The organism is Rhizobium sp. R693, assembly GCF_002211315.1.
Classification (GTDB): Bacteria; Pseudomonadota; Alphaproteobacteria; order Rhizobiales; family Rhizobiaceae; genus Rhizobium.
The window spans coordinates 497,477-524,068 of the sequence record NZ_LOKY01000001.1 but is presented as its reverse complement, the minus strand read 5'-3'; the positions used below and the strand labels follow the sequence as shown (position 1 = coordinate 524,068).

Genomic DNA, 26,592 nt, shown 5'->3' with positions numbered 1-26,592 from the left:
TCTCCACAAGTGTACGGAGCATCGGCTCGAGCGTAGCGGGCGATGATGATCAGGAATCCGGAGTTAAGGGCGGTCGCCCATCAGTTGCGGCAGTATTACTACGTCGCGGGCTTTTTCAGCTTGGCGGTCAACCTGCTGTATCTGGCCGGGCCAATCTACATGCTTCAGGTCTATGACCGTGTCATGTCGAGCGGCAGCGTCACCACGCTCGTCATGCTGAGCCTCATACTCCTTCTCGCCTATCTCTGTCTTGTCGGGTTGGACATGGTGCGCGGGCGCGTTCTCAGCCGCGCGGGCATCCGAATGGACACGCTGCTGTCGCAGCGGCTCCTGCTTGCCTCGCTGGAACGCCCGGAAAGCCGGAGCCAACCGCTGCGCGATCTGGACACGATCCGGCAATTCGCCACCGGAGGAGGCGTCACCGCGCTTTTCGACCTTCCATGGGTGCCGATCTACTTCTTCGTCCTGTTCCTCCTTCATCCGCTGCTTGGCGTGTTCGCGCTTTGCGGAGGGGTGGTGATAGGCTCATTGGCGCTCGTCAACGAGTTGGTCCTCCGCAAGTCCCTCAGTGAAGCAGGCGATGCCTCGAACCGGAACTACGCGTTCACCGACATGAGCTTGCGCAACGCCGAAACCGTCAACGCCATGGGGATGGCCCGCAATCTCATCGTCCGCTGGTCCGACGACCGCAACCTCATGCTGCATGGTCAATTGAAGGCAGGCGATCGGGGTGGCTTCATCAGCGGGATCATCAAATTCGTCAGGATGTCGATGCAGTCACTCGTGCTTGGACTGGGTGCCTTCCTCGTCATAGAGCGACTGGCGACGGCAGGCATCATGTTTGCAGGCTCCATGCTGCTCGGGCGCGCGCTCCAGCCGATCGAACAGGTCGTGGCTCACTGGCGCAGCTTCGTCTCCGCCCGCGACGCCTACGCCCGGATCGACCGACTGCTGGCCGCCGTCCCGCCTGAACGGCAGGGAATGTCGCTGCCGCGGCCCAGTGGTGCGTTGAGCGTCGAAAACGCAGTGTTTGCGGCGGGCGGCCAGAAGCCGATCCTCAAAGGACTGTCTTTCCGGGTGGACGCCGGCGAGTCGCTCGGCGTGATCGGCCCGTCCGGGGCGGGGAAATCGACGCTGGCACGTCTCCTCATCGGCGCAATGCCACCCACCGCCGGCTTTGTCCGGCTGGACGGAGCCAATATCGCTCAATGGCCGAAATCGCAGCTCGGACGCTATCTCGGCTATATGCCGCAGGACATCGAACTTTTTCCTGACACGGTCGCGGCGAATATCTGTCGCTTCGAGGCTGGCGACGACCGTTTGATCGTCGAAGCCGCCATGATGGCAGGTGTGCACGAACTAATCCTGCAACTCCCGCAGGGCTACGATACCCGCGTCGGCCCCGCCGGAGCCACACTGTCAGGCGGCACCCGGCAGCGCATCGGACTGGCACGCGCGGTGTACGGATTGCCGAACCTCGTAATCCTCGACGAACCGAGCTCGAACCTGGATACCGCCGGCGATCTGGCGCTGAAGGAATGCATGCTACGCCTCAAGGATCACGGCCGCACCGTCGTTGTCATCTCTCACAGAAGCGCGACGGTCACCGCGGTCGACAAGCTATTGGTGGTGAAGGATGGCCTCGTCGAGGCGTTCGGAGAGCGGGAGGAGCTTATGCGGCGCTTCCTCAGCCCGCAGGCGAATTCCAGACCGAACATCAAGGTGATCCACGCCAGCCAGCCGGCACTGCCGTTGAGGGGTGCCGAATGACTGGTGCAGCTCTCACCCCCTCCGCAATGCGGGCCGCTCCACAGCCGAAAACCGCCAGACCTGACGACGATTTCCGGCCAGTGGCCCGGATCGGCTGGTTCGTCATCCTTGGCTTCTTCGGATGCCTCGGCACGTGGGCAGCGCTTGCGCCATTGAATGCCGCCGTCATGGGCGACGGGTTGGTCAAGGTTCAAGGCAATCGCAAGAGCATCCAGCATCTCGAGGGCGGCACCATCCGGCGGCTCGGGATCCGTGAGGGAAGCCACGTCCGCCAAGGGGACTTGCTCGTGGAGTTCGACGACACGCAGGCGGGAGCGCAGGTCGAGATACTCGAAAAGCAGCAGATCCAGTATCTCGCCGTGGAGGCGCGGCTTGTCGCGGAGGCGACGAACGCGGACACGTTGGTTCTGCCTGCCAGCCTTTCCGGATCGAGGAACTCGGCCGTGGCCGACATCCTCCAGGAGCAGGTCAACGAGTTCAGCGTCAGGCGCTCGGCGCTCGCGGGCGAACGCGAGGTACTGACGAAGAAGATGCTCCAGTTCCAGATGCAGCTCGACGGCGTCGAGGCGCAGAAACGCGCCCTCAACGAGCGCCTGCAAAGCTATGCGACCGACAGCGAGATACAGGAGCGCCTCGTCAAGAAGGGTATCGCGACAAGGACTCGTCTCAACGAGCTCGAGCGGGCCGAAAGCGGGATTCGTGGCGATCTGGACGCGCAACTGACGTCAGCCGAAGTGACGCGCCAATCCATCGCCGAGGTGAAGGCCCAGATCGAGAACCTCTCCAGCGAGCGCCAGGGCGACATCGCGAAAGAGGTGCGGGATGTCCGCACACGCCTTGCCGAGATCACGCCCCGCCTGGAGGCCTCGCGTGCGACGCTGGAACACGCGGAGATTCGCTCTCCCGCCGACGGAACCGTGGTCGACCTCAAGTTCTTCAACGAAGGGCAGGTGGTTCGGCCCGGCGAGACACTGCTTGAGATCGTTCCCGACAACTCGCCTTTGACCGTCGAGGCCAGGATCAGGGTCGAGGATATCGCCGACGTGAAACCTGACATGGACGCTGAAGTGCATTTCACGTCGTACAAGCAGAAGACGCTTCCCATCATTCACGGGAAGGTCGCCCGCATATCGGCGGACCGGCTGACCGATGAACGGAGCCAAGTGCCGTATTATTCGGTGACGGTCGATGTCGATCCAAAGGAGATGGCTGAAAGCCCGAATGTCCAACTCTATCCCGGCATGCCCGCAAGCGTGATGATCACGACAGAAGGGCGATCGGCGCTCAAATATCTGCTCGGACCCTTAGTCTCGAATTTACACACCTCGTTCCGGGAGCGGTAAGGTCGTGGCACATTCGCGACCTGCGAAGTGATTCTTCTCGCCATCGCCTTGTTCCAACGTATCAGAGGCGGTGATGGCAACCACCGGCCACCCCGCGAGCACACCCCATGAGGCGAGAAACCTTGTCCCATAGCAGCGAGGGCCACTGGCCAAGAAGCTGCGACTGGCCAGTGCGACGCGCGGCTTTCGCTCTTCATTTGAGGGTGTCCGGACTTGGCGATCGTTTTGGTTCTAACGATTCCATGGGATAACCGACATGTTGCATCAAAGCCGTCGTGTCGAGGATCAAGCGTTGACCGCCAACAGAGAAGTCTCGCAAGCGGCCGCAATTTGCCTGGCTATCCGCGAGGATGCGGACCCCAATCACCGACGCCATTGAGTTGTTGAGACGATCAGAAACGAGCCACATGTGTGTCGAGGTGCTTGAACGCTTCCGGCTTGTTAGCACCGCCTAGAGAGATGCTTTTGAACGCTGTCCACACGTCGGAAATAAGCAAGCTGCTTCTCTCACACATTGACCACGGCACGGTGCGTCGTGCCATGTTGAGTCCCGCCACAGCGCCGGGGATGGCGGAAATGTCAACGGCGGAGGTCTGCAATAGCTCCGTCAAAGTGGCAACGAGCGGACGCGGCGAGTACGAAAGGCCAGCAGTCTATCAAGGCATGAACCCAGTCTTATCCGCGTCGGTAATTGACCTGAGCACCTTGCATGGAACGCCTGCAGCGATGACGCCTGCCGGTATATCCTTCGTTACGACGCTACCTGAGCCAATGATGGCTCCGTCACCAATGGAGACACCCTGGTTGATGTGCACTCCAGCGCCGATCCAAACACGGTTCCCGATCTTCACGGGTTTAGCGTAGCAGGCTCCCGCAGCGCGTTCGTCAGCATCCAGGGCATGGTTGGATGTGTAGATACCCACTCGTGGCCCGAACAGAACGTTGTCACCGATCTCGATGCCGCCACCGTCGAGCATGACGCAATCGAAGTTGGCATAGAAATTGTTGCCGATGCGGATGTTGCGACCGAATTCGCAGCGGAAGGTGGGCTCGAAATGAGCCTGATTACCCACAGCACCTAGCAATTTTCGAAGGATTGCCTCTCTGACATCAGCCGCTTTTCCGAAACTAGCGTTATACTCATTCGACAGGAAGACGGCCTTCTCGCGGGCGGAGACAAGTTCCGGCGTAAGGTCGTTATACATCTTCCCGGAACGGATAAGTTCAAACTGCTGATCGAGCGTCATGTAGCCTCCTTCAAGGTTGCGTGCTGTTCTAATGTGGGGCCATGAAGCAAACAGGGAATCAAACAGGTCGCAACGACCGCAATCGGGGCGGAGAGCGGCCTTCATCGACGCTCGGAAGGATCTCTCCTTTTGACGCAGAGCGGTCACCTGCCGATGACTGCAGTCGGTCCGTTGCGGCCAGTCATTGAGTGAGCAATATGCAAGTATTAACTTGGCTCAGTTTCGTTCTTCAGGAGGTCATGAGGTGGTTGTTGAACCATTCTGGTTCAGCTCATTTCCATACCTAAATGCGTAACCGGCAGTTCGTTTCCCGTCAACAGCGACCTTTGCTTCGGATTTTGTCACTTCAGTTTCGGCATGTAACTCGCTCAATTGCGCTAGTCGAAGGCTTCGCGATCCAGTGCGATACTTGGTTCAATGCTGCTGGACGCGTCCGGTCGCTTGGGCGTTGGCGTTTGTTGCTCGCCGATCCGCTGCATCGCGAAGATCATTTGTGCGAGATCGCTCCAAGCGAAACTTGCGAGGCCCCGAAACCTCGGTTTGAAACGCATATCCAAGCGCAAATGCAACCGCAATTTTATTCGCTTCCTGAAGCGCGCTCCTAAGTACTGATCGGCTGGGCGGCAATCACATCTTGCACTCGGAAGAAGACAGTTGATTAACGACGTGACTGGAACATCACTTCGCGCTTAACGCCTGGTTTGGCGGTTTAGCACTAAGTGGAACAGATGCTGCTGTTTGCGGTCGTCATCCGACCCCTTTTGGCCCAGTCTAGGCAAAAGATCTCGATTTTGCGGACCACCGGCGCTTCTTCAACGGTGTGTCTGAGACATGACCCAAAGGAGCCCATTTGTCTGAAACCGGCCCCCTTTCACAGCCTCGACCTCTCTTTGGTCTCTTCTCGTCGTTGCGTGTCGGTGCTTTGGGACTTGGCGTGACCAGTTGCCTCGTCAACGTCCTGGCGCTCACCGGTTCGTTCTTCATGCTGCAGGTCTATGATCGCGTCATTCCCAGCCGCAGCATGCCCACTCTTGTCGGTTTGATCGTAATCGTTGTGGCCCTTTTTGCCTTCCAGTGGCTGCTTGATCTTACGCGATCCCTGCTTTTGGGACAGATTGGACGGGCAGTCGACGAGCGGTACTCGGGGCGTGCCTTTCTCTCGGTCGCCCTGTCAGCATCGCGCAAGCCGTCACACGGAGATGGTCTGCAGACGATCCGCGATGTCGACACCGTTCGTGGGTTTCTGTCTGGCCCGGGACCAGGAGCGCTGTTCGATCTGCCATGGATGCCGTTCTATCTTGGGCTCTGCTTCCTGTTTCACCACTGGATTGGCGTCACGGCGGCGGCTGGCGCCCTGATCCTAACGGGCCTGGCGCTGCTTGCCGAGCTCAAGTCGCGCCAGCCGACGAGGGAGACGGTCACGATCCTGGCCGAGCGAATGGCATTTGCCGAAACCGCGAGGCGCAACTCCGAAGCGGTGGTCGGAATGGGCTTTGCGGGGGCGCTTTCGACGCGTTGGGACGAGGTCAACCGACGCCACCTCGACAGTCACTTACGCACTGCCGCTGTTGTCAACTCGCTTTCGACGCTATCGCGCTCCGCGCGCATGTTGCTGCAATCCGCCGTGCTGGCGGTGGGCGCCATACTGGTCATTCGCCAGGAGGCAACCGGCGGCATCATGATTGCAAGCTCCATTCTCGTTAGCCGCGCGCTCGCCCCGATCGAGCTTGCCATCGCACATTGGCGAGGTTTTGCAGCTGCGCGCCAGGCCTGGTCCAGGCTCGACCGCGAGGCCAGCCTCTCTGACAAAAGGCCGCGTGAGGTCGCGCTGCCTGCACCTTCGCAGTCGCTGATCGTGGATAACCTTCACCTCGGAGCTCCGGGCTCGAAAACGCCGATCATTCGCGGCGTGTCTTTCGAGGTCAAAGCGGGTGAAGCCGTAGGCGTCATCGGTCCGAGCGCCTCGGGCAAGTCTTCGCTGGCGCGGGGTGTCGTCGGGCTTTGGTCGGCCTTTGGCGGAGACATCAGGCTGGACGGAGCGTCGCTTTCACAATGGGCGCCGGCAGCGCTCGGGCGCCACGTTGGTTATCTGCCGCAGGACGTATCGTTGTTCGAGGGGACAATCGCCGACAACATCGCCCGCTTCGATCCGCAAGCGTCTTCGGAGTTGGTCATTGCGGCTGCCCGGGCCGCAGGCGTCTATGAAATGATTGTGGGCTTTCCTGATGGTTTCGACACACTGATCGGCGCGCAAGGAGCGGCCCTATCGGCGGGCCAAAGACAGCGCATCGGGTTGGCCAGGGCACTCTACGGCAATCCGTTCCTCGTCGTACTCGACGAACCGAATTCCAATCTCGATGTTCAAGGTGAGCTGGCACTCGCCCAGGCGATCGAGAGTGTTCGCTCGCGTCAAGGGGTCGTGTTGATCATTGCCCACCGGGCGAGCGCACTCTCTGTCGTCGACAAGGTGCTGGTTCTCGAAGGCGGTCGCGCCAAAGCGTTCGGTCCAAAGGGCGATGTTCTCAAGACGGGACCAAAGCCGGTGGCCGCCACTGGTTCCTTCGTCCGACTGTTGCGCGCTGGCGAGGGGGCGTCGTCATGATCAGAGCTGCCGTAACAACGACAGAAAGGGCGATCCGCCGCCTCACTCTGCTTGCCGTTGCCACCGGGATCCTTCTTGTCGGCGTGCTTGGCGGACTTGCCTCGGCGATCCGCATCAACGGCGCGGTAATTGCGCAGGGCACGCTGGTCGTCGACAGCTATGTCAAGCCGGTAAAGCACCAGAAGGGTGGCACGGTGGGGCAGGTCTTCGTCGCCAATGGCGATCGCGTCAGGGCTGGCCAGATCCTGGTCCATCTCGACGACACCCAGGCGAAGGCGAATCTGGCGATCATATCGCGGCGGTTGAGGGAGCTTGCGGCACGATCCGCAAGGCTTTCGGCAGAGCGCGACGGGCGTGATGCCATCCTGTTTCCGCCCGTGGTAAACGGCACCGATGCGACGCAGGCTGCGGCCCTCGTGAGTGCCGAGCAGCGGCTGTTCGACGACCGTCGGGCCTCGCTGAGGGGAAAGACGGCGCAGCTGCGCGAGCGGGTTCATCAGCTTGACCAACAGGCAGAAGGCCTGACGGCGCAGCAGGAGGGCAAGCGCCGCGCGATCGCCATCATCAACAAGGAACTTGCAAGTCTCGAGCCCTTGCTTCGAGACGGCGTCATCCCGGCGACACGGGTCTATTCTCTGCAACGCGATGCGGCCGACTTGACCGGAGAGCTTGGCAGTCTCCTTGCCTCCACAGCCGAAATCAAGGGAAAGATCGCCGAAACGGAGCTGCAGATCATCCAGGTGGGTGACGATAACCGAAGCGAGGTGTCCGAGCAGCTCAGGCAGGCCGAGGGCGACAGTGGAGAATATCAAGAGCGGCGCGTTGCGATGGAGGACGAGTTGCGGCACGTCGACATCAGGGCACCGCAGGACGGTGTCGTCCATCAACTCGCCGTCCATGCATCGGGGGCCGTGGTCGCGCCGGCTGAGGCGATCATGCAGATCGTCCCCGATCACGACCTGCTCACACCCGAACTGAAGCTGTCGCCACAGGATGTCGACCAGGTCGCGATCGGCAAGGACGTCAGTTTGCGGTTTACCGCCTTCAGCTATCGCACCACGCCCGAACTGCAGGGGCGCGTTGCATCCATCTCGGCCGACCTGACGACGGACGCACGGTCCGGTCAATCCTACTACACGCTTCGCGTCGCGGTGCCCGAGAAAGAATGGCAAAGACTTGGCGCATTGGCGCCGGTCGCCGGAATGCCCGTCGAAGCCTTCATCGAAACCGGCGAGCGCACGGCGCTTGGCTATCTTGCAAAGCCGTTCACGGATCAGTTGGCTCGTGCATTTCGGGAGGAGTAGCGACAGCAGCAGGAGGAGGAAGACATTGAGACGCATTAAAACCCGAAGGAGTTGATAATGGCAAAGTCAATACAAAACGCCGTCGGCCAACCGCTGTTTTACAGCGGCGCCTCAACCGCATGGTTCTCCGCGACCGGTTCAGGACCCGTGCTCAACGGCACATCGGGCAACGATTCCATATGGGGTGACAGCTCCGTCAACGTGACGATGCACGGGGGAACAGGCGACGACATCTACTATCTCTATTCCAGCATCAACCGTGCGGTGGAAGAACCCGGTGCCGGCGTCGATACGATCAGCACCTGGATGAGCTATACGCTTCCGGAGAATTTCGAGAATCTGACCGTGACAGGCAACGGGCGCTATGCCTTCGGTAACGCGCAAGACAACATCATCTCCGGAGCCTCGGGAAGCCAGACGATCGACGGCGGTGCCGGCAACGACGTGCTGATCGGCGCAGGCGGGGCGGACACGTTCATCTTCACCCGCGGTCACGGGAGCGATCTGATCGTCGATTTCAGCAGTGACGACACTGTCCGGCTGAACAGTTACGGGCTTTCGTCCTTCGAACAGGTTCTGGCTCATACCACTCAGGAGGGTGCCAATCTGCGGCTGGATCTCGGTGGTGGCGAGAGCCTGGTCTTCGCCAACACCGAGGCTTCGGATCTGCATGCCAGCCAATTTCAATTGACCCTCGACCGTTCCAATCTGGCGCTGACCTTCGACGACGAATTCAATAGCCTCTCCTTGCGTAGCGGCGATCAAGGGACATGGGATGCGAAATTCTGGTGGGCGCCGGAACGCGGCAGCTCGTTGACGGGCAATGGCGAGCTTCAATGGTATATCAATCCGTCCTACGCGCCGACCGCAGCGGCAAATCCGTTCTCGGTCAGCAATGGCGTACTGACGATTTCTGCTGAGCCTGCCTCGCAGGCGATCCAATCGCAGATAGACGGCTATGACTACACATCCGGTCTTTTGAACACACATTCATCCTTTGCCCAGACCTATGGCTACTTCGAAATTCGCGCTGACATGCCGACAGAGCAGGGTGTTTGGCCAGCCTTCTGGCTCCTCCCGGAAGACGGCTCCTGGCCGCCAGAACTCGATGTCGTGGAGATGCGCGGGCAGGACCCGAACACCGTCAATGTCACCGTACACAGCGATCATGGCGGCGCCCACACGATGACGTCCTTTCCTGTCAAGGTGGCGAGCACGGAAGGGTTCCACAACTATGGCGTCCTCTGGGACGAGGATCACATCACCTGGTACTTCGACGATGTCGCCGTTGCGCAGACGGACACACCCGCCGACATGCACGATCCCATGTACATGCTGGTCAACCTTGCTGTCGGCGGGTCGGCGGGAACGCCGTCGAACGGTCTGGTGAATGGTTCGGAAATGCACATCGACTACATCAGGGCCTATGCGCTCGCCGACAGTCCGGTGCAGGCGACCGCCGAAGCCAGTGCGGGCACTGATTGGCACATTTGACGGGCGGTTCCCAGCCGTAGGATCAGGGCAAGTTGACGGAAACCGTTTCACCGGGCGTCTGTCAGATTGCCTCGACAGCGCTTTGATATCGCGTTCGCCGATCACGCAGGCGTTCGCGATATCGCTCCTGGCTTGCCGACAGATGAGCGCGCATGGCATCACGCGCGCCCGCAGCATCGCTTGCAGAAATTGCGTTCAATATTGCGAGATGCTCTTTCTGCAATCCGGCCTGATAGCCAAACGAGAGCACGTCTTCGGCGGCGTACGGCGAATTGACGTCGCATGGAATCGTACGCTCCCCGAGTGCGTCGAGAACTTCGACGTAGAAAGGATTGTTGGTCGCCTCGGCAATGGACCGGTGGAAGGCGAAGTCGGCCTGGCCCGTCGGCTTGCCAAGCTTAAGGAGGCGATCGAATTCGAAAAAGCTCTCCTGGATCTGCGCTTCCTGTGACGCATTTCTGCGGGCCGCAGCCAGCGCCGCACTTTCTGTTTCAAGCGCGATGCGAACCTCCAGCACGTTCAGCGCGTGCGATATGTTGCTTGATCGGTCCTGCCTTAAGATTGGGCCGCCAAGCGGCTGATGGCCATGATGGCCGATCACGAAGATGCCCGCGCCCTGTCTCGTCTCCAGCAATCCATCGGCCACGAGGGCAGCGATTGCTTCGCGAATGACGGTTCTGCTGACATCGAAAGTCGAGGCAAGCTGGCTTTCTGTCGGCAACTTCTGGCCAAGGACGATCTGGCCCGAGAGAAAATCCTGGCGAAGTGAACCGGCAATCCGTTCGGAAAGCTTCTGTCTTCGGGATGAATTAGGATCGACCGAAACGGTGTTCAAGAGCGTCGTCATGTCCGTGAATGATGCCTGAGCATATCCCGATCGAGGGATTAAGACAACTGTGCAAAAGTCATCATACAAAAATTGCCTAAGGTAATAGGAAGTGATGGAAATACTTAATATAATCAATAATTTAATGAAATGAACGTCGGTCTGCTTCGAGCGCGATTTGAACCATATATTGCCAAGTTTCGATCAATATGTATGATGAATTTAACCAAGGGTTCTGGGAGGGCACAATGAACCACACCGATTTTACCAGCCGCTTCGCGATCGACCCGAAGACGGCTGCAAGGTTCAGCACGGCCGAGTTGCGCGACAATTTCCTGTTGTCACCGCTCTTTGTGCCAGGGCGCATTCAACTACACTACACCAACTACGACCGGATGATTGTCGGTGGCGCGATGCCGACGTCTGCTCCACTGGCACTGGAAACGATCAAGCCAGCCGGCACCGACGCGCTTCTTGCCCGGCGCGAGCTGATTGCAGTCAACATTGGCGGTGCGGGTATTGTTGCCGTTGACGGCGAGGCATTTCGGGCCGGCACCCGCGACATGGTCTATGCCGGCATGGGGAGTTCGGTGACGTTCCAGTCGGTTGCCGCCGAGCAGCCCGCAAAATTCTACCTTTTGAGCGCCCCGGCCCATGTCCGCCACCCTGCCAAACACATCGGCATCGCCGCTGCCAAGCGGGTCGATCTGGGCTCTCAGGCGACCAGCAACGAGCGCTCGATCTTTCAGTTCATCCATCCGGAGGGCGCCAGAACCTGCCAGCTCGTCGTCGGCATGACGACGCTTGCGGCGGGATCGGTGTGGAACACCATGCCCTGCCATGTGCATGACCGACGCATGGAGGCCTATCTCTATTTCGATCTGCCGGAAAAGGCCCGCGTCCTGCATCTGATGGGCGAGCCTGAGGAGACGCGCCACCTCATCGTCAAGAACGAGGAGGCGATCCTGTCGCCGGGCTGGTCGATCCACTCCGGGGCCGGCACGTCGAGCTATGCGTTCATTTGGGCAATGGCCGGCGACAATGTCGATTATACCGATGTCGATCTCGTCGCCATCGAAGATCTGAAGTGAGGATGAGCGATGACAACAAGTGATCTGTTCGTATCGGCCGAGGGTGCCAGGTGGGTTAATCCGGAACCGGGCGTAACCCGCCGCGTCATGACCTATCTGCCAGAGATGATGATGGTGGAGGTCGCCTTCGAAAAGGATGCCGTCGGGGCACAGCATTCGCATCCGCATATTCAGGCAAGCTATGTGGCGGAAGGCAGTTTCGAGGTGACGATCGATGGCCGCACCGAAGTCCTGGATCAGGGTGGGAGCTTCATCGTTCCTCCTAACCTGGTGCATGGGGTCAAGGCGCTGGAGAAGGGCCGGCTGATCGACACCTTCACGCCACATCGCGCCGAATTCCTGACGTGAGGCTCAGATGATCATGTTCGACCTTTCCGGCCAGGTGGCCGTGGTCACCGGTGCCAATACCGGTCTTGGCCAGGCGATCGCCATCGCGCTGGCTGCAGCCGGTGCTTCGATCGTTGCCGTCGGCCGCTCGTCGATGGACGAAACTGAGGCTGCGGTTCGCAAAACCGGCGCAGGCTTTCACGCCATCAAGGCCGATCTCGGTTCGATCGAGCCGATAAGGGCCATCGTCGACGAAACGGTGGCGACCTTCGGCAAGCTCGACATCCTGGTCAACAATGCCGGCATTATCCGCCGCGCCGATGCCATCGACTTCACGGAGGCCGATTGGGATGCGGTCATCGACATCAACCTGAAGAGCGTCTTCTTCCTGTCGCAGGCTGCTGCCCGGCATATGCTGGAAAGAGGTGGCGGCAAGATTATCAACATCGCCTCGCTATTGTCCTTCCAGGGCGGTATCCGCATTCCTTCCTATACGGCCTCGAAGAGTGGACTTGCCGGCTTGACACGTCTTCTAACCTGCGAGTGGGCGGCCAAGGGCATCAACGTCAATGCCATTGCGCCGGGCTATTTCGTGACCAACAATACCACGGCCTTGCGAGAGGATCCGGGCCGCAACGCCGAAATCCTTGCCCGCATCCCGGCCGGCCAATGGGGTCATCCTGAACAACTCGGCGGCGCGGCGGTCTTTTTGGCGTCACGGGCCTCCGACTATGTCCACGGCATTGTCCTGCCCGTCGATGGCGGATGGCTGGCGCGCTAGCGGTTCGCCGTCCGTTCGGTTACACGGGGTGTTGCCGTCGGTTTCGGAAAAGCCGAGACGAGCGATTTTTGCAATCTCGTCGAGTTGCAACTGGAACGTCGGCGCGACGCAGTCGCGGATTTGAAGCAGCGCCTGAAGGCTCCCTTGTGCCGACGTCGTGGAGCCGTCTGCGGCCGCAAGCGCGACCCCATCGATATAGACGGCATTTCCCTTAGTCCCGGCGACATAGGTGGTGGTCGCCTTGAAGGTGACGCTTCGCGCCGTCGTATCGAAGACTGTCGTCCCGTCGCTCGTATAAAGCGCCATGTCATTGTTGTCGCGCGTGACTGCGCTCACCCGACAACCGACGATATCTGCTTGAGCAGCGCGTCTCGCTCGTCACGCCCGCTCGACGTATCTGTGCCCGTCGCGGGCGCGACTTTGACTGCGTCGTTTGCAGTCTGGAACTGCGCCAGGAGGCTGTTTTGGGTGTCGACTTGCGAGGCGATTTCAGCATCTCTGCGTCTTGTCTGACGGCCTGGACGGCATCGCTCGCCTCGTTGAGGGAGTTTGCCAGCTCCTGCGCGGCAGTCACCGCCGCCTGGGCGGCGGTGGTGCTGCTCGGCGACGTCGCGAATGTCTGGAGCGCGGTCTGAAATGCCGAGAGATAGGCGCTTGGGGACGTCTCATAGTCGTTGTTGGCCACTGTCGCTTTCGCTTGCCCGCAAATATTGTTTCAGCAGCGCATCTTCCTGCGTGCCATTGAGCGAGCTGGTAACACCGAGCCCCGCTCCATTCAGCCGAGAGAGCGCCAGAAGACACATCTTCATCAAGGCGCACAGTCTGTAATTCATTACAGAACCCAGTGGTTCTATAAATGATTCCCTGACGGATCGCCAGCGTTTTATCACCGCGTTGCGTCATCCTCGAAGACCGCGTCGGCTAACCTTCGTCAGGGCGATCGCCAGATCGGCGGAGCAGATCACGCGTACACTCGAGCGTGAGCAGGATGGGGTCCTTGCAAACCGAGTAGAATATTGCCTGTGATACCCGCCGTGGCGTGACGAACTGGCAAGCTCTCATAATGGCGAGATGCTGGGATAGTGCCGACTGACCAAGGTTCAGCATCTTCGAAAGCGCGCTGACGTGAAGCTCGCCGGAGGAGAGATGGTCGAGGATGGCCAAACGGTTCGCATTTCCAAGTACGGACAGGTGCTCGGCCATTGATTTGATATTCGGATTCCCAGAATGACGGGTCATGGATGCTTCAAGAAGGATAAGGAATGCCCTCGCTGCACGCGCAAGCTCGGCAGCGCTGAATGGACGGATTGAAATGCAGGCTTTTGTGCGGACTAGTTCGGCCGCATGATTGGCCCTGAAGGCGACGCCGCGCCGGAACATGGGCTACGACCAGATCGTCGCGGCTGCAGGTTCGCGATCTCGACACGTCGCTGATCGTGCCGATTAAGAAGAGTGGACATCATGTTCACCGGATTGAAAGGCCTTGGCGGGACGATCGTCCATAGGATTAAACAGATCGTTAAAATAGTTGCCTTTCAGATTGAAAAGACTGAATTTTATGGCTTTTCTACGAAAAAGGACGATTTTTAGTACGAATTGGTTCTGTATTTCTGTGGCTCGCGGCCGCAATTGCCGCGGCACATCAGGCAATACCGAATCAGCAAGCAGCCACGCCGCGCGCAAATATGCTTATGCATCGCTCCAGATGGTTCTTGCGTGCGTTCCGGTCGGGCCAGGCCTGTGCCTGTCCCTCCGGCGGCCCCATGCCTGCGAAGATCATATCCATCAGCATGCGCGCGCCGCTTTCGTGATCGGCTATTGTCAGTTTGCCGCGCGCTTCCTGTTCGGCAAGCCACTGCGCCAGCATTTGCCTGGACCGGATCATTCCCTCCTCGTGAAGGACATCGCGCAGTTCGGGAAATTGCCCAGCCTCCCGCATCACGAGATGAATGAACGCGGCGCGCTCCTCGTCTTCTGCTTCCTCGATGTCGATCATGAAGATCTGATGAAGCGCGTCGGCGATCGGCAGGTCTTCCTCCTCGGGGCGGGGAAGGTCCAACATCATTCTGCGATGGGCCACAACGATCGCAGCAAAGAGCTCTTCCTTGCTGGTAAAGAGCTTGTACAGGGTCTGTTTGGAGATATTGCAGCGACGCGCAACAAGTGCCGTCGTCGTGCCGGCGTAACCGTGCTCCACAAAAACCTTGCGCGCCGCCTCGACGATGTGGGTCCTCTTGTCCTCATCGCTGGAGACCTTCGGGCGCCCGCGGGGTCGAGCCAGTTGTCCGATTGCCGGGGAATTGCCTGAATCATCCATATAAATCACCGGCCTATAGCGTTCCGGCCACCGAATCGGCGGTCCAGTAGGCGGGCAATGTCAACTACGACTTCTTGCCCGCAGCCTTGTTGTTGCGAGTTGAGTTCTCTCCTATTAGAGAACTTATCAGTTCTGTAATGCGTCGCCCCACCCATCTTCGTCGCATAGGAGCGCTCTGTGACAACAATCGCGTCGACATCGGCCACCACGTCCTACCGGTACACGAAACTCGCTTCGGCTACCACTGAAAGTCAATCAATTTCCTCTAATGTCACCGCTGCCGCGAGCTCGGGCGGAGTTTCCTCGACAGCGTCGGATGACAGCGCACTGATCGACAGTGCGCAAAAACTGCTGTCTCAGTTGATGTCCATGCTGATGAGCATGCAGCAAGGCCAAACCACATCTGGCGGCGACCAGTCCGGCGCCGATACGGCGCAAGATGATCTCGTCACATCAATGGACACGGATGGCGACGGGCAGGTCAGTATGGCCGAATTCGTTGCAGCGCGTCCGTCTGATGTAGGCGAGGACCAGGCAACAAATCTCTTCAACAGCTTTGACACGGAAGGTTCGGGCTCGCTGACGGTCGATCAGTTGCAAGAGGCAATGTCAAGAAATGCGTCGCCGATGGGGGCAGGACCTGCGCCTGCGCCATTGTCGTCATCAGCGTCGGACGTCTCATCTTCTGATCTGTTTGCCTCCCTGGATACGGACGGCGACGGTGTCGTAAGCCAGGAAGAGTTCGTTGCAGGGCGTCCGTCTGATGTGAGCGAGGAGCAGGCGGCAAATCTTTTCAACAGCTTTGACACGGAAGGTTCGGGCTCGCTGACGGCCGACCAGCTGCAGGAGGCAATGTCGACAAATGCGCCGCTGATGGGCGCCGGCTCACCGCCGGCGTCGTCGACATCCTCGGACCATACACTGTCAGACCTGTTTAGCTCGTTGGACACCGACGGCGACGGTGTCATCAGCCAGGAAGAGTTTGCTGCCGGGCGGCCCGACGATGTGAGCGAAGAGCAGGCAACCCTATTGTTCGAAAGCTTGGATACCGACGGCGCCGGGTCGATCACCAAGGATCAGTTTGTCGACGCAATGAAGCCCCAGCTGCCACCGTCAGCTGATTTCCGGTACCCGGACTTCGAAAGCGAGGAGGCACAGGTGCAGGCATTCGTGATTTAGGACGAAACTGCCCTCTCAGGCCGGGGGCGTCATTGAAGGGCATCCACCCTTTCAAATAGCTGACGCCCCCGGTTTTCAAAGCCTTGTGCATCGCTCTGTCCCTGGTCCCGGATGGCTGGTGGGCTGAGCGCTAGGCCAAGCGGCTTCATTCAAGGGGCTTCATTCCGGTTGGTTGCGCCCTTTGCCCAGACGACATCTGTCAGCTGGCCGGACTGTCCGGGCCAGAAAGTGGCCTTCCGGCTCCCCACGCCGGTTTTAAGGGGAATTGATCGACGGCAGGAAGAACTCGACCTCTCTGCGGCGGCGTGCTTCCAAACCCTCGACACGATCATGCCAGAACTGCTCCGCGGCAGGCGGATCCGCTTCCCATGCGCGTACCGTCTGCTGGTTATCGTCAATCTTGACGCGTCGCTTTCCGCCAAGCCTGAGATATTCCTCTGCAATCCGGCGGCCCTCCGTCATTTCCATGTCGAATCACGTCCTTTCAGCTGGCCTCGCGACACATTTGTCGCTTAACCAAAGAACGATCCACGCGAGCCATTGTTCCCTCAAGGCATTTGCGAAATGTTCAAGAAAGCGGGACCACCCGCTCATCGTCAAGTGCGTCGATGACGGCGCCCCACAAGGCGTCGACCTCCGCCGTTGCGTCAACCGATGTGACATTGCTCTTTGTTGCCTCCAGCACGGCTTCGGCCATCGTGTCTGCATCGGCATGGGTGTCGACCAGGCGTATCGCACCGCCATCCACCAGCTTGCGAAAGAGGCTATGGTGCGAGAGGGCGTCGTGCCGCTGCGGCCCGTTGACGACGACGGGCTTTCCCGAAAAGCTTGCCGCCAGAACACTTGCCCGACGTGCCGTCAGCCCCTCGGAAAACAGATAGCAGAAGACGTCGACGTGCTTGAAAATTCCGAAGAGTTCCTCGGCTCCGGCAACATATCCCGTCACGGCGACCCGGCCGGAAATGCCGAGCTTGTCGGCCAGTGCATAGAAATCGCGCTCCACATTGTCGCTGCCACGGATGAACGATCCGACGAAAACGACGCCGACATCGTGACCGAGGGCCAAAAGCCGTGCGGCAATTTCCAGAACCGCCGTGGACTGCTTCTTCGGGTAGATCGAGCCGAACTGTCCAAGGATCAGTCGTCCGGCCTTGCTCTGTTCATCGAGCGTCCGGGCAACGGAGCCGTCATGCAGCCTGGTGGGCAAGGCAAGGTTCGGCGGGATGGGAATGACGCCGCGCCGTCTGGTTGACAGAGCAGACAGTGGGCTCTTGGCAAATTCGGCGGCTACTTCAGGCGCTGAAAACAGGATCCGTGTCGCGAGCATCACCACCGGCACCAACACGAAGCGGCGCTTCCAATCGAGAGCGTCCCATTCATGAAGCACCACGATGAGTTCTTTGCGATGCAGCCGCATGGTGAGCGCTGCGACAACCGGTTCGGCAAGTTTCTTCTTCCAGGCCACAACGGGGAAGTTGAGGATGGCCGCGTCCGCATGGACAAGCGCCGCCTTGAGCCGGCGGATATCGCCGTCAAGCACATGCCTGTCAGCCCGGTTGGCGAGCCGCAGACCAGTCTGCCGCGCAAACTCTTCGACACCGCAGGTTTGGGCCGCGTCGGAGACCAGTGCGAGATAGCGACGTTTCGCCATAGGGGGACCTTTAAAACAGATGAGCAACGGGCGTGCCACACAGCGTTGATACCGTCTTTTCGTAAAGGTCGGCTTACAATTTTTAAGGCCCAGCGCTTGCCCAATCTTCAGCCAGAGTTCCTGCGATTATCATGTGTGTAGCAGGGGTTAACTATACCAAGAGGTTTTGCAGCGATCCTTCATCGAAACGGCTAACTATCAGCGCGGTTCCTGAACTGATACCCCTTTCGAAGGTGCGTGAATGACTAGGCATAGCAGTGCGTCAGCGCATCTGAGTTATTCGATGACTGAGTGGCCGACGAACCGGCTTGGAAGCTTGCCGATCGTGCGGGCCGGGATGGAGGATTCCGCCGATGCCTTCATTCGATTAGCGCTCGAGCGCAGGGGCGCTGGCGGGCGCCCCTTCTATTCCACCTCGGCAAACGGTCAGGTGATCGCGCTTTGCGAACACGATGCCAATTTTCGCTCGATGACGCGTCAGGCCGACCAGATTCATGCCGACGGCATGTCGGTCGTGATCTTCTCGAGGCTATCGTCGGGCGAACCATTGCCGGAGCGTGTCGCCACGACCGATCTCGTGCATGCCGTTGCGGAGCGCGCGGCGCAAGCCGGGGTCAGTTTCTACTTCCTCGGTGCCAGCGAAGAGGTGAACGCCCGAGCAGTCGAGAACATGTCCAAGGCCTATCCGGGGCTTCGCTTTGCCGGCCGGCACAACGGTTATTTCGACCGCGCCGAGGAGGAGGCGGTCGTCCAGGCGATCAATGCGGCCGCTCCGGACATTCTGTGGATCGGATTCGGCGTACCGCTGGAGCAGCAGTTTGTCGTTCGAAACATCAACAAATTGCACAATGTCGGCCTGATCAAGACCTCCGGCGGCCTGTTCGATTTTCTGGCCGGAAGCAAGAGACGCGCACCTCACTGGATGCAAAAGATGGGCCTTGAGTGGCTCTACCGCATGTTCCTTGAACCGCGTCGGCTGGCAAGGCGCTATCTGACCACCAATCCGGTAGCCATCTATGCGATGCTCCGGCATGCGCTGCGGGCCTTGTCCACAGGTCGTTGATCGGGACAACGATCATGAGCCCTTCAATTTCGCTGATTACACCGAGCTATCGCGGCGACCTTGAGAGTTGCCGTCTTCTCTGTGACTCGATCGATCGATACGTCACCGGCTACGATATGCATTACATCGTCATCGGCGACGAGGACGCCGAATTCTTCGCCTCCTTCGAGGGAAACAGGCGCCAGGTCATCGTCTCGTCCACCCTGCTTCCACCGCTCTGGTCGTTGCCAAAGTGGCGCGGGCGCCGTTACTGGTGGGCACCGCACCTTCGCCTGCCCGTCTATGGTTGGCACCTGCAGCAGATGCGCAAGATCGCCATCACCCTGGCGCAGCCGAGCGAACGTGTGATGTGCATCGATTCAGACAATTGCTTTTGCCGTCCACTCGACCTCGGCGTGATCGCCTCAACACCGAAGCTTGCGCACTACGTTGCGCCCGGCGATGTCAATCCATCACGGCCGAGCCATGTCCGCTGGTGGCAAAACGCCCATCGGCTGCTTGGCCTGACCGCGCCGGCGCTGCCGGGTGACGATTTCATAAGCCAGATGGTGCTGTGGGAACGGCTAACGATCGCCTCCGTGGTCAGGCGCATCGAAGGTGCAAGCGGCCTTCCCTGGTGGCATGCGCTCGCCCGCGTGAGGCATTTTTCCGAATACCTGATTTATGGCGTCGCAGTCGCCAACGACCCTGAGCTTGCCGAACGGCACGAGCGTGTTTCGCAAAGCCCGTGCCTGACCTACTGGGAAGGCCCGGCGCTCGACGCGGCCGGACTGGCGGCATTCATGGATGGGTTGAAGCCTGGGCAGACAACGATCGCCGTTCAGTCGCATACCCGCACACCAATTGAGGTGATCCGCGAGGTTGCTCTTGGTTGATGGGGCCTAATTGCTGGCCCGGTAAGGGGCAGGCAGAAACCCGAGGCTCGCCAATGTGCGGCCGAGCGACACCAACAGCGGATGGCTTGCCGGCAGCAGTCGCCGGGTTTTCAAAAACAGCGCCATCGATCGCAGTGAGCCGGCGCCTAGACTGAGAGCGTTCTTTGCCAGAACACGTGTGGCTGACGCGTTGTGGATCCGGTCAATGACATAGTTGATGCTTCCGGTGCGCAGCGAGCGCGTCATCAGGAAGCGGGCCGATACACGCTCCTGCGGTACGAATTCGCGGATCACCGCCTCTGCGCACCAAAAGGTCCTGAAACCGGCTTTGCGGCATCTGGTGAAGAACTCCATGTCGCCGCCGCCCGAAAAGTTGAAGCGGACGTCGAAGAGCGGTGAGGCGAGACCGGCAAATACGCGCCGGCGGATCAGGCAGTTGCCCGAGCCGTGGATCTGGTCGATTGCGCGCGTCGGGCCCTTGATCGAGTCGAAGAGCTGGTGGCGCGTGACAGCGTCGGACACCGGCACCTCAAACTCCCGCACAACCGGTCCTCCGACGATGTCGGCGCTCTCGCGTTTGGCCGTGCCGACAATTTCGCCAAGCCAGCCGGGCAGGGCCATTTCGTCGTCGTCGATCATCAGAAGAAACTCGGCGTCGGGAAAGGCCGCCATTGCCTCGCCGAAGGCACGGTTGATGGCGTAGCAATTGCCCTGTCGTTCCTCCGTCAGGACCAGGAATGGCCGGCCCGCAGTCGCGAGGAATTCGCGGGCATAGACCGCGCCGGCCGGGTTGGCCGCGTCGTTGTCGACAACGACGATGGCAAAGGCAAAATCGGTGACCTGATCGACCAAGGATGTCAGCGTGCGTGCAAGCCATGCCGGCCGACGGAACGTCGGGATGCAGACGACTGCCTCCACGGACCCTTTGCTTTGCTGCATCATCCAAACCTCGATCGGCGCAAATTTTTGTCGTTGCCGCTGAGGGCAACGTCGCCGACAATCGGCGGTGAAGCTGTAAATGGCTGGCGCGCATTCGACAATTGCCGGCTGAGCATGAGGTTAACGCGCCTTTGCAATGACCGGTGCGTCGACCGGGGACGAGGGATCGAGGCTCGCTTTGAGTGCTGGCGATACCGGCACGCTGACGAGACCCGCATTGGCCTGCAATCTCAGGCCGAAGACGGAAATCAGCATGGTGAACCAGATCGGTCCGCTGTTGCCGAAAAACGGGCTTTCGAGGCAGGCAAGAAATAGCGAGAACAGCCAGATCCGCACGAATAGGCGCGTCAATGCGACGTCGTTTTTACCGGCAATTGCGCGGCGAGCATAGCCGATGGGCAGGATCACCAGCCAGATGACGACCATTGCCAGCGCCGGGATGCCGCCATTGATCAGCTGCTCGACATAGCCATTGTGGGAATTGGCGGCGGTCACCGCCCACGTGGTCATCGCCTGGCCGCTGTTAAACAGCGCGTCGGTCTGCCAGAACGACTGGAAGCCGTAGCCGAGGATCGGTCGCTCTGCGATTGCCGAAAGGGCCAGGCGCCAGATGGAGCCGCGGTCGGTGAAGGTCGGATCGATGCCTGCTGAGGCAAGCAGGGCGCTGACGCCCGGAGAGATTGCCGCAGTCAGCAAGATAGTATTCAAACTCACAAGGCTACCGACCAGGATCAGCGTTCCGAGCCTGGTCCAGCGCTCAAAAATCCAGGCAAGCAGCAGGATTGCCGGAAGCATCGCAGCTGAGGTCTTGCCCCCTGCATGGAGAACGAAGAAGCCGGCAGACAACGCAATCAGCATCCCAAGCCGGCCGTGTCCTGCCTTTGCGACGTAAAGGCCGAAGAAGACGGCATAGACCATTGCGGCAGCGGCAACGTTCTTGTGACCAAAATGACCGCGCCAGTCGCCCGCAAGCGACTGCTCCAGTGCATCTGTCGCCTGGTGGATGGCAAGGTGTGGCAGGGCGATGACGCCAAAATAGGAAAGCCCGGTGGTGAAGGTCAGGCCAATGCACATGAGCTTTGCAAACTGCTGGCCATCTGTTGGAATGAGCAGCACCGCATTCGCGCAGAGGCAGACCAGGACCGCAAAGACCGTGCGCCGGAAGGCAGCACTCGGATCGCCGGCGAAAAGGCCGGTGAAGAGCAGCCAGACGAGCAGGCAAATCAGCAAGCCATGGGGGCGCAGCAGCAGATGGCGGGCCCGGTTTTGAAGCACCGCTGCAAGCACCAGGGCCGACATGGCGATGACGATCAACTGATTGAGGACGTTCGATGTGCCGCCGTACGGCGTCGAAAGGCTGGTGGCATTCGGATCGGGAAACGGGTTCAATCCGACCCAGAAGTAGCCGAAGACCGCCAGGAAGAGAAAGGCCGCCAAGGTGGCGCTCCTTTCTGCCTTGGCAATCTTGCCTGTGTCAGCCATCCGCCTGGCCCTGGGTTGCGCTCAGCCGACGATAGTCGCGCCAAAGCCCGGACAGGACTGCGATGGCAAGGCCGAGCCCGAGGCCTGCAACGCCACCGGCGCCGGCCAGCACATAGCCGCGTGGCGGGAAGCTGCGCGCCGTCGGGACGACTGCCGGTGACACGATCCTGACATTGGTCGTGTCGATCTGCTGGCGTTCGGCGGCTTCTCCAGCCCTGGCCATGAAGGTTTCGTACACTGTCGCCTTGGCGCGCGCCTCGCGTTCCAGTTCGCGCAGATGGATCTGCGCGGCGGTATCCTGGAAGACCGAGGATTTCATCTGGTTGGCTTCAGAGCTCAAGGCGTCAAGGGCCGACCTTGCTTGATCGAGTTCGGCTTTCGCCGCCTGCACGATGCGCGCCGTCTCGGCGTCGATCTGGCCTTCCAGCGCTTTCAACTGAGGCTGTAGCGACAGGATCATTGGATGGCGTGGCCCAAGCACGGCGGATTGGGAGGTTACGCGTTGTCGCAGCGTCGAGTATTGCGTGCGCAGCATGGTCATCGTTTCCGATTGCAACGCAGACGCATTCATCCGGTTCTTCGGATTGGTCGATACGAGCTCGTTATAACGTGACTGCGCCTGTATGACGCGCGCTTTGGCGTCGATCAGCTGCGTGTTCGTCTGGTTCGACATCAGCGTACTGACAAGCTCTCCTGAACTCGACTGCAATCCCTCTTCGCGCTTGAATGCCTCAACGGCAGCCTCTGCCTTGGCAACCTCTGTCTTCAGATCCCCGAGGCGCGCAAACAGCGAGCTCGCCGCCCGTCCGGCACCTTCCGATTCCGCCTTGGCGAGTTCTTCCTGGAAGGCACTCGCGATAGCATTGGCGATGGTGACGGATTTGGCCGCGTCTTGCGTCCACACGGCAATGTTGACGATGAAAGAGCGTTCGTCGCGGCGGGCCGTCACGCGCTTTGCGAGCGTGCGAAGTGCGTCGCCGGCCGGGTCCTTGGAATTCGGTTGAACGAACTCCGGATCAGCGGTGAGCTTCAGATCAGCAATCACGCGGCTCAGCACGTTACCCGACGTTAAAACCCGCAATTTGCTCTCGACATCGAGCAGCTGCGTATCTCTCTGCATGCTTTCGGAGAAGATGTCGTCAGCGACGACCCGCAGGTTCGACGGGTCGACGAGAAGATCGATCCCGGCAGTAAAGCGCGGCTTGATCACCAACACGACGGCGTAGCCGGCGACCATGCCGAGGATGGCAAAAGCAACGATCGAGACAAGACCTGAGCGCAACCAGTCGAGGACGCGTGCAGGCTCGAGCCGGAAGAACTCCTGAAGGACAAAAGTGTTGTCTTGGCTTGAAGGGGGCTCGGCAAGCTTGAGGACTGGCTGAGGCTGCGTGACAACGTCATCGCCCCGGCTCCTCGCCCAGCCTCGCGTACTGATGACCGGAGTCTGATGTCGGGATGCGGCTTCGTACATGGCGGCGGGTTCTGATTGACACGGCGCGAAAAGCGCAAATCCATGGTTAAGAGACCTGATTTTCCTTAAGTATCCATTAATAGCGATTTCAATTGTCGCGTGCGCGCAAAGCAAGTCTCGACTAAAGAGTAGACGATCATGGTCTTGCCCGCGCGCGCGGTCGAAATTCTGGTTCATTTATACGCAATCTCAAGGATATCCATTCATGCGCAGGCGGGACTTCGTTCTCGGCGCATTGGGTGCCGGACTGGCATCCTCCGGCGCACTCGACCCTGTTGTTCGATCTGACCGAATTGCCAAGGCAGCCTATGCAAGAGGGGGCATTCCTTACGGCGTGGCGGTACGCACCGATCTTCTCGATACGGAATTTGACTACAGGGCGGCGATTGTCGACCATTGCCAGCTCGTCGTCGGCGAGGGTGGACTGAAGTGGTTCGACCTGCGTCCGAGCCAGGACCAGTTCGTGTTCGACCAGCCTGACCGGCTGATTGCTTTTGCTGATCAGAATGGCATGAAAATGCGTGGTCATACGCTTGCCTGGTACGGTGCCATGCCGGAATGGACGCAGACCATCGCAAGCGCGGCGCAAGCCGAGCGCGAACTCGTCCACCACATCACTACGGTCGTCACGCGCTACCAGGGGCGGATTCCAAGCTGGGATGTCGTCAACGAGGCGATCGCCGAACATCCAAAGAGCGGCGCGACAATCCGTGGTTCGATCTGGCAGGAGCGTCTCGGCAAGCGCTACATCGAGCTTGCACTGAAAACGACGGCGGCGATTGATCCCTCCGCACAGCTCGTCATCAACGACTACAATATCGAAAACCCGACACAGCAATGCCGTGACCGGCGCCAGGCGTTGCTCGACCTGGTGCGCGATCTCAAGGATCGCGACGTGCCGCTCCATGCCGTTGGCATCCAGGGCCATCTGCCGGGTGACATGGAAATCGACAAGGAGGGCCTGTCGAAATTTGTCGAAGCGGTGAAGGCAATGGAGCTTGATGTTCTGGTGACCGAACTTGATGTGATCGACAACAAGCTGCCGGCCCTCGAATATGACCGTGATCAGCTTGTCGCCGCCCGAGCGCGCGACTTCCTCGGCGCAATCTCTGACGCGGCACGGCCGAGTGCCATTCTGACCTGGGGCATCACCGATCGCTATACCTGGGTACCGATGTGGTTCAAGCGCGATGATGGCAAGCCCAACCGTCCGCTGCCGCTTGATGCCGGATGCCGGCCCAAGGCGCTGATGAAGGTAATCGACGACTTCACGCGCGCGGCCGAATGATGTTTCGCCAGATCTCGACATACATGATTGCCAACGCCGTTTCGGCGTTGTTCGGGTTCGTTTCGGTCGTGCTCTTTACCCGCATGTTGAGCCCTCACGAATACGGTATCTATGTCGTGGGCACGGGCGTTGCCGGCGTCATAACGACCCTGCTGTTCGGGTGGATAAAATTCTCCGTGCTGCGTTTCGATTCCGAGGGCGGATCGAAAGATGTCCGCACGACCGCATTCTGTGGCTATATCGGCCTGATGCTGCTCAGTCCGCTCGTCATTTTGGCAACCTGGCTGATCGCCGAGGATTCGTCGACCTATGTCGTGCCTGCCGTCTTCGTTGCCTTCATGGTCGGGCTTTTCGAATTCGTGCAGGAAGTGTTCCGCTCCCGTCAGCAGACCGGCGCCTACATGTGGTCGGTCATCCTGCGCGCCGTCTTGACCCTCGTCTTCTCCACAGCCCTGGTGATGGTGTTCGGCATGGGTGGACAAGGCCTGCTTGCAAGCGTTGCATGCTCCTATCTCGTGACCTTGTTGGTATATGCGCCCGACGTGTGGCGCCGACCACGTCACCCGTTCGATACCGGATTGCTGAAGGAAATGTTGCGCTTTGGCCTGCCGATGACGGCTTCGTCCTTCATCTTCGTGCTACACACGGTTCTCGACCGCATGATCATCGTGACCTATATCGGTGAGACGGCCGCCGGCGTCTATGGTGCGGCAGCAGATCTGGTCCGGCAGATTATCCTGTTTCCCGGTGTTGCGATCGGTTCGGCGACAATTCCGGTAGCGATCCGTCTTTTGGCGCAGGAAGGTCACAAGGCCACCAACCGGCATCTGATGGAAACGGCTGAGGTGCTGTTGACGGTGCTCATGCCGATGGTCGTTGGACTGGCGCTGGTTGCGCCGGGCTTTGCAAGCCTGATCCTTGGCGCCGAATTTCGTGATGCCGCAGCTACCCTCATCCCGATCCTGGTCTTTGCCTGGCTATTTCGCTCGATCTCCTATCAGTTCGTGCATGTGAGCTTCCAGCTGGCGAAGAAGCCGGGCCTGATGGGTGCGCAGGGTATGATCATTCTGGCGATCAACATCATTGGCATGTTCGTCCTCGTTCCGCGGTTCCAACTGGTCGGCGCCGCATGGGCGCTGCTGATTGCCGAAATTGGCGGCGTCATCGCCGGCTACGTCCTCTCCTATCGTGCCCATCGCTTGCCGATCGAACTTCGTCCGATCGTCAAGGTCAGTCTTGCAACCGCCACGATGGCCGTGCCGACGTTCATCGTGGGCAGGCATCCGACCGGCAATGCCGTCTTCGACCTGAGCCTGCCGATCGTTACAGGTGTCGTCGTTTACGCATCAGCCGCATTCGCGCTCAATCTGTCGGGCATCCGCCTGGCGCTGACCCGGCGGTTGCGGCCAGCCTGATCAACAACACGGTTTTATGAATGCCAACCAATAGCCAAGATGAAACCCATCAGATTCTGCTAATTTCTTAACGCATCAAGTATATCGGTGAGGAATACATTCGACCGGCATTCGATCGGGACGCTTT

The 26,592-nt window shown here is 59.7% G+C and carries 22 protein-coding genes and 1 pseudogene; 13 read left to right on the top strand and 10 right to left on the bottom strand.

The genetic code is table 11. The features are described from left to right. Nucleotides 1–45: 45 nt before the first annotated feature. Nucleotides 46–1,770 (top strand): type I secretion system permease/ATPase, encoded by a 1,725-nt coding sequence (locus ATY79_RS02550; RefSeq protein ID WP_245312298.1) that lies wholly within the window; start codon nt 46–48, stop codon nt 1,768–1,770. Then, the gene (locus ATY79_RS02545) at nt 1,767–3,113 is read left to right on the top strand and encodes an HlyD family type I secretion periplasmic adaptor subunit (protein WP_088702946.1); all 1,347 of its coding nucleotides are present in this window, start codon (nt 1,767–1,769) and stop codon (nt 3,111–3,113) included. Before ATY79_RS02550 ends, ATY79_RS02545 begins: the two co-directional genes overlap by 4 nt. A 656-nt stretch (nt 3,114–3,769) precedes the next feature. Here the strand turns inward: ATY79_RS02545 and ATY79_RS02540 are convergent. Further along, a complete protein-coding gene (locus ATY79_RS02540; RefSeq protein WP_088702945.1) occupies nt 3,770–4,360 on the bottom strand; it encodes a sugar O-acetyltransferase in 591 nt (196 codons plus the stop codon). An 850-nt stretch (nt 4,361–5,210) separates the two neighbouring features. On the opposite strand from ATY79_RS02540, the gene ATY79_RS02535 reads away from it, so the two are divergent. Genes ATY79_RS02535 through ATY79_RS02525 form a run of 3 tightly spaced genes read left to right on the top strand, consistent with a single transcriptional unit; the run spans nt 5,211 to nt 9,760 of the window. Beyond that, nucleotides 5,211–6,962 (top strand): type I secretion system permease/ATPase, encoded by a 1,752-nt coding sequence (locus tag ATY79_RS02535; protein WP_088702944.1) that lies wholly within the window; start codon nt 5,211–5,213, stop codon nt 6,960–6,962. Beyond that, a complete protein-coding gene (locus ATY79_RS02530; RefSeq protein WP_088702943.1) occupies nt 6,959–8,266 on the top strand; it encodes an HlyD family type I secretion periplasmic adaptor subunit in 1,308 nt (435 codons plus the stop codon). Before ATY79_RS02535 ends, ATY79_RS02530 begins: the two co-directional genes overlap by 4 nt. A gap of 57 nt (nt 8,267–8,323) precedes the next feature. Then, nucleotides 8,324–9,760: a family 16 glycosylhydrolase gene (locus tag ATY79_RS02525; protein WP_088702942.1), complete on the top strand. Its 1,437-nt coding sequence runs from the start codon at nt 8,324–8,326 to the stop codon at nt 9,758–9,760. A 61-nt stretch (nt 9,761–9,821) separates the two neighbouring features. Here the strand turns inward: ATY79_RS02525 and ATY79_RS02520 are convergent, their stop codons facing one another. After that, complete coding sequence (locus ATY79_RS02520; RefSeq protein WP_088702941.1) at nt 9,822–10,607, bottom strand: FadR/GntR family transcriptional regulator; 786 nt, start codon at nt 10,605–10,607, stop codon at nt 9,822–9,824. A 227-nt stretch (nt 10,608–10,834) separates the two neighbouring features. Here ATY79_RS02520 and kduI point away from each other — a divergent pair, with 227 nt between their 5' ends. Genes kduI through kduD form a run of 3 tightly spaced genes read left to right on the top strand, consistent with a single transcriptional unit; the run spans nt 10,835 to nt 12,785 of the window. Next, complete coding sequence (gene kduI, locus ATY79_RS02515; protein WP_088702940.1) at nt 10,835–11,677, top strand: 5-dehydro-4-deoxy-D-glucuronate isomerase; 843 nt, start codon at nt 10,835–10,837, stop codon at nt 11,675–11,677. A gap of 9 nt (nt 11,678–11,686) precedes the next feature. After that, nucleotides 11,687–12,025 (top strand): cupin domain-containing protein, encoded by a 339-nt coding sequence (locus ATY79_RS02510; protein ID WP_088702939.1) that lies wholly within the window; start codon nt 11,687–11,689, stop codon nt 12,023–12,025. A 7-nt stretch (nt 12,026–12,032) separates the two neighbouring features. After that, entirely contained in the window at nt 12,033–12,785 is a 753-nt protein-coding gene (kduD, locus tag ATY79_RS02505) for a 2-dehydro-3-deoxy-D-gluconate 5-dehydrogenase KduD (RefSeq protein ID WP_088702938.1), read from the top strand. Between the two features lie 27 nt (nt 12,786–12,812). On the opposite strand, the pseudogene flgK reads toward kduD, so the two are convergent. From flgK to ATY79_RS02490, 3 genes and pseudogenes are all read right to left on the bottom strand, one after another. Continuing rightward, nucleotides 12,813–13,570, bottom strand: a pseudogene (gene flgK / locus ATY79_RS31945) (flagellar hook-associated protein FlgK); the annotation flags it as partial. 136 nt (nt 13,571–13,706) lie between these two features. Then, nucleotides 13,707–14,024, bottom strand: a complete 318-nt coding sequence (locus tag ATY79_RS02495) for a metalloregulator ArsR/SmtB family transcription factor (protein ID WP_189637946.1) — start codon at nt 14,022–14,024, stop codon at nt 13,707–13,709. Nucleotides 14,025–14,442: 418 nt separating this feature from the next. Beyond that, a complete protein-coding gene (locus tag ATY79_RS02490) occupies nt 14,443–15,102 on the bottom strand; it encodes a TetR/AcrR family transcriptional regulator (RefSeq protein ID WP_088702936.1) in 660 nt (219 codons plus the stop codon). A 177-nt stretch (nt 15,103–15,279) separates the two neighbouring features. Here ATY79_RS02490 and ATY79_RS02485 point away from each other — a divergent pair, with 177 nt between their 5' ends. Beyond that, on the top strand, nt 15,280–16,281 hold the full coding sequence (locus tag ATY79_RS02485) for an EF-hand domain-containing protein (protein WP_088702935.1): 1,002 nt from the start codon (nt 15,280–15,282) through the stop codon (nt 16,279–16,281). A 255-nt stretch (nt 16,282–16,536) separates the two neighbouring features. On the opposite strand, the gene ATY79_RS02480 is transcribed toward ATY79_RS02485, so the two are convergent. After that, nucleotides 16,537–16,749 (bottom strand): hypothetical protein, encoded by a 213-nt coding sequence (locus ATY79_RS02480; protein WP_088702934.1) that lies wholly within the window; start codon nt 16,747–16,749, stop codon nt 16,537–16,539. A gap of 100 nt (nt 16,750–16,849) precedes the next feature. Then, nucleotides 16,850–17,932: a glycosyltransferase gene (locus ATY79_RS02475; protein ID WP_088702933.1), complete on the bottom strand. Its 1,083-nt coding sequence runs from the start codon at nt 17,930–17,932 to the stop codon at nt 16,850–16,852. Between the two features lie 283 nt (nt 17,933–18,215). On the opposite strand from ATY79_RS02475, the gene ATY79_RS02470 reads away from it, so the two are divergent. Both ATY79_RS02470 and ATY79_RS02465 read left to right on the top strand, forming a co-directional pair. Beyond that, nucleotides 18,216–18,995 carry a WecB/TagA/CpsF family glycosyltransferase gene (locus ATY79_RS02470; protein WP_088702932.1) on the top strand — a complete coding sequence of 260 codons (780 nt, stop codon included), beginning with the start codon at nt 18,216–18,218 and terminating at the stop codon, nt 18,993–18,995. 14 nt (nt 18,996–19,009) lie between these two features. Then, the gene (locus ATY79_RS02465) at nt 19,010–19,870 is read left to right on the top strand and encodes a DUF6492 family protein (protein WP_088702931.1); all 861 of its coding nucleotides are present in this window, start codon (nt 19,010–19,012) and stop codon (nt 19,868–19,870) included. 6 nt (nt 19,871–19,876) lie between these two features. On the opposite strand, the gene ATY79_RS02460 is transcribed toward ATY79_RS02465, so the two are convergent. The 3 genes from ATY79_RS02460 to ATY79_RS02450 all read right to left on the bottom strand — a co-directional run bounded on the left by ATY79_RS02460 (nt 19,877) and on the right by ATY79_RS02450 (nt 23,762). Beyond that, nucleotides 19,877–20,809, bottom strand: coding sequence for a glycosyltransferase family 2 protein (locus ATY79_RS02460; RefSeq protein ID WP_088703024.1), 933 nt, complete (start codon nt 20,807–20,809; stop codon nt 19,877–19,879). A 120-nt stretch (nt 20,810–20,929) separates the two neighbouring features. Beyond that, nucleotides 20,930–22,291, bottom strand: a complete 1,362-nt coding sequence (locus tag ATY79_RS02455) for an O-antigen ligase (RefSeq protein ID WP_088702930.1) — start codon at nt 22,289–22,291, stop codon at nt 20,930–20,932. Continuing rightward, on the bottom strand, nt 22,284–23,762 hold the full coding sequence (locus tag ATY79_RS02450; RefSeq protein WP_088702929.1) for a GumC family protein: 1,479 nt from the start codon (nt 23,760–23,762) through the stop codon (nt 22,284–22,286). The genes ATY79_RS02455 and ATY79_RS02450 overlap by 8 nt, the downstream gene beginning before the upstream one ends. A gap of 205 nt (nt 23,763–23,967) precedes the next feature. On the opposite strand from ATY79_RS02450, the gene ATY79_RS02445 reads away from it, so the two are divergent. Both ATY79_RS02445 and ATY79_RS02440 read left to right on the top strand, forming a co-directional pair. Next, nucleotides 23,968–25,050 (top strand): endo-1,4-beta-xylanase, encoded by a 1,083-nt coding sequence (locus tag ATY79_RS02445; protein WP_088702928.1) that lies wholly within the window; start codon nt 23,968–23,970, stop codon nt 25,048–25,050. After that, on the top strand, nt 25,050–26,465 hold the full coding sequence (locus tag ATY79_RS02440) for an oligosaccharide flippase family protein (RefSeq protein ID WP_245312295.1): 1,416 nt from the start codon (nt 25,050–25,052) through the stop codon (nt 26,463–26,465). The genes ATY79_RS02445 and ATY79_RS02440 overlap by 1 nt, the downstream gene beginning before the upstream one ends. Nucleotides 26,466–26,592: the final 127 nt, after the last annotated feature.

Excerpts from the sequence above, each read along its gene's own strand:
- ATY79_RS02550 (WP_245312298.1), top strand. The coding sequence starts at position 46 with ATGATCAGGAATCCGGAGTTAAGGGCGGTCGCCCATCAGTTGCGGCAG.
- ATY79_RS02545 (WP_088702946.1), top strand. The coding sequence starts at position 1,767 with ATGACTGGTGCAGCTCTCACCCCCTCCGCAATGCGGGCCGCTCCACAG.
- ATY79_RS02540 (WP_088702945.1), bottom strand. The coding sequence starts at position 4,360 with ATGACGCTCGATCAGCAGTTTGAACTTATCCGTTCCGGGAAGATGTAT.
- ATY79_RS02530 (WP_088702943.1), top strand. The coding sequence starts at position 6,959 with ATGATCAGAGCTGCCGTAACAACGACAGAAAGGGCGATCCGCCGCCTC.
- ATY79_RS02525 (WP_088702942.1), top strand. The coding sequence starts at position 8,324 with ATGGCAAAGTCAATACAAAACGCCGTCGGCCAACCGCTGTTTTACAGC.
- ATY79_RS02520 (WP_088702941.1), bottom strand. The coding sequence starts at position 10,607 with ATGACGACGCTCTTGAACACCGTTTCGGTCGATCCTAATTCATCCCGA.
- kduI (WP_088702940.1), top strand. The coding sequence starts at position 10,835 with ATGAACCACACCGATTTTACCAGCCGCTTCGCGATCGACCCGAAGACG.
- ATY79_RS02510 (WP_088702939.1), top strand. The coding sequence starts at position 11,687 with ATGACAACAAGTGATCTGTTCGTATCGGCCGAGGGTGCCAGGTGGGTT.
- kduD (WP_088702938.1), top strand. The coding sequence starts at position 12,033 with ATGATCATGTTCGACCTTTCCGGCCAGGTGGCCGTGGTCACCGGTGCC.
- ATY79_RS02495 (WP_189637946.1), bottom strand. The coding sequence starts at position 14,024 with ATGACCCGTCATTCTGGGAATCCGAATATCAAATCAATGGCCGAGCAC.
- ATY79_RS02490 (WP_088702936.1), bottom strand. The coding sequence starts at position 15,102 with ATGGATGATTCAGGCAATTCCCCGGCAATCGGACAACTGGCTCGACCC.
- ATY79_RS02480 (WP_088702934.1), bottom strand. The coding sequence starts at position 16,749 with ATGGAAATGACGGAGGGCCGCCGGATTGCAGAGGAATATCTCAGGCTT.
- ATY79_RS02475 (WP_088702933.1), bottom strand. The coding sequence starts at position 17,932 with ATGGCGAAACGTCGCTATCTCGCACTGGTCTCCGACGCGGCCCAAACC.
- ATY79_RS02470 (WP_088702932.1), top strand. The coding sequence starts at position 18,216 with ATGACTGAGTGGCCGACGAACCGGCTTGGAAGCTTGCCGATCGTGCGG.
- ATY79_RS02465 (WP_088702931.1), top strand. The coding sequence starts at position 19,010 with ATGAGCCCTTCAATTTCGCTGATTACACCGAGCTATCGCGGCGACCTT.
- ATY79_RS02460 (WP_088703024.1), bottom strand. The coding sequence starts at position 20,809 with ATGCAGCAAAGCAAAGGGTCCGTGGAGGCAGTCGTCTGCATCCCGACG.
- ATY79_RS02455 (WP_088702930.1), bottom strand. The coding sequence starts at position 22,291 with ATGGCTGACACAGGCAAGATTGCCAAGGCAGAAAGGAGCGCCACCTTG.
- ATY79_RS02450 (WP_088702929.1), bottom strand. The coding sequence starts at position 23,762 with ATGTACGAAGCCGCATCCCGACATCAGACTCCGGTCATCAGTACGCGA.
- ATY79_RS02445 (WP_088702928.1), top strand. The coding sequence starts at position 23,968 with ATGCGCAGGCGGGACTTCGTTCTCGGCGCATTGGGTGCCGGACTGGCA.
- ATY79_RS02440 (WP_245312295.1), top strand. The coding sequence starts at position 25,050 with ATGTTTCGCCAGATCTCGACATACATGATTGCCAACGCCGTTTCGGCG.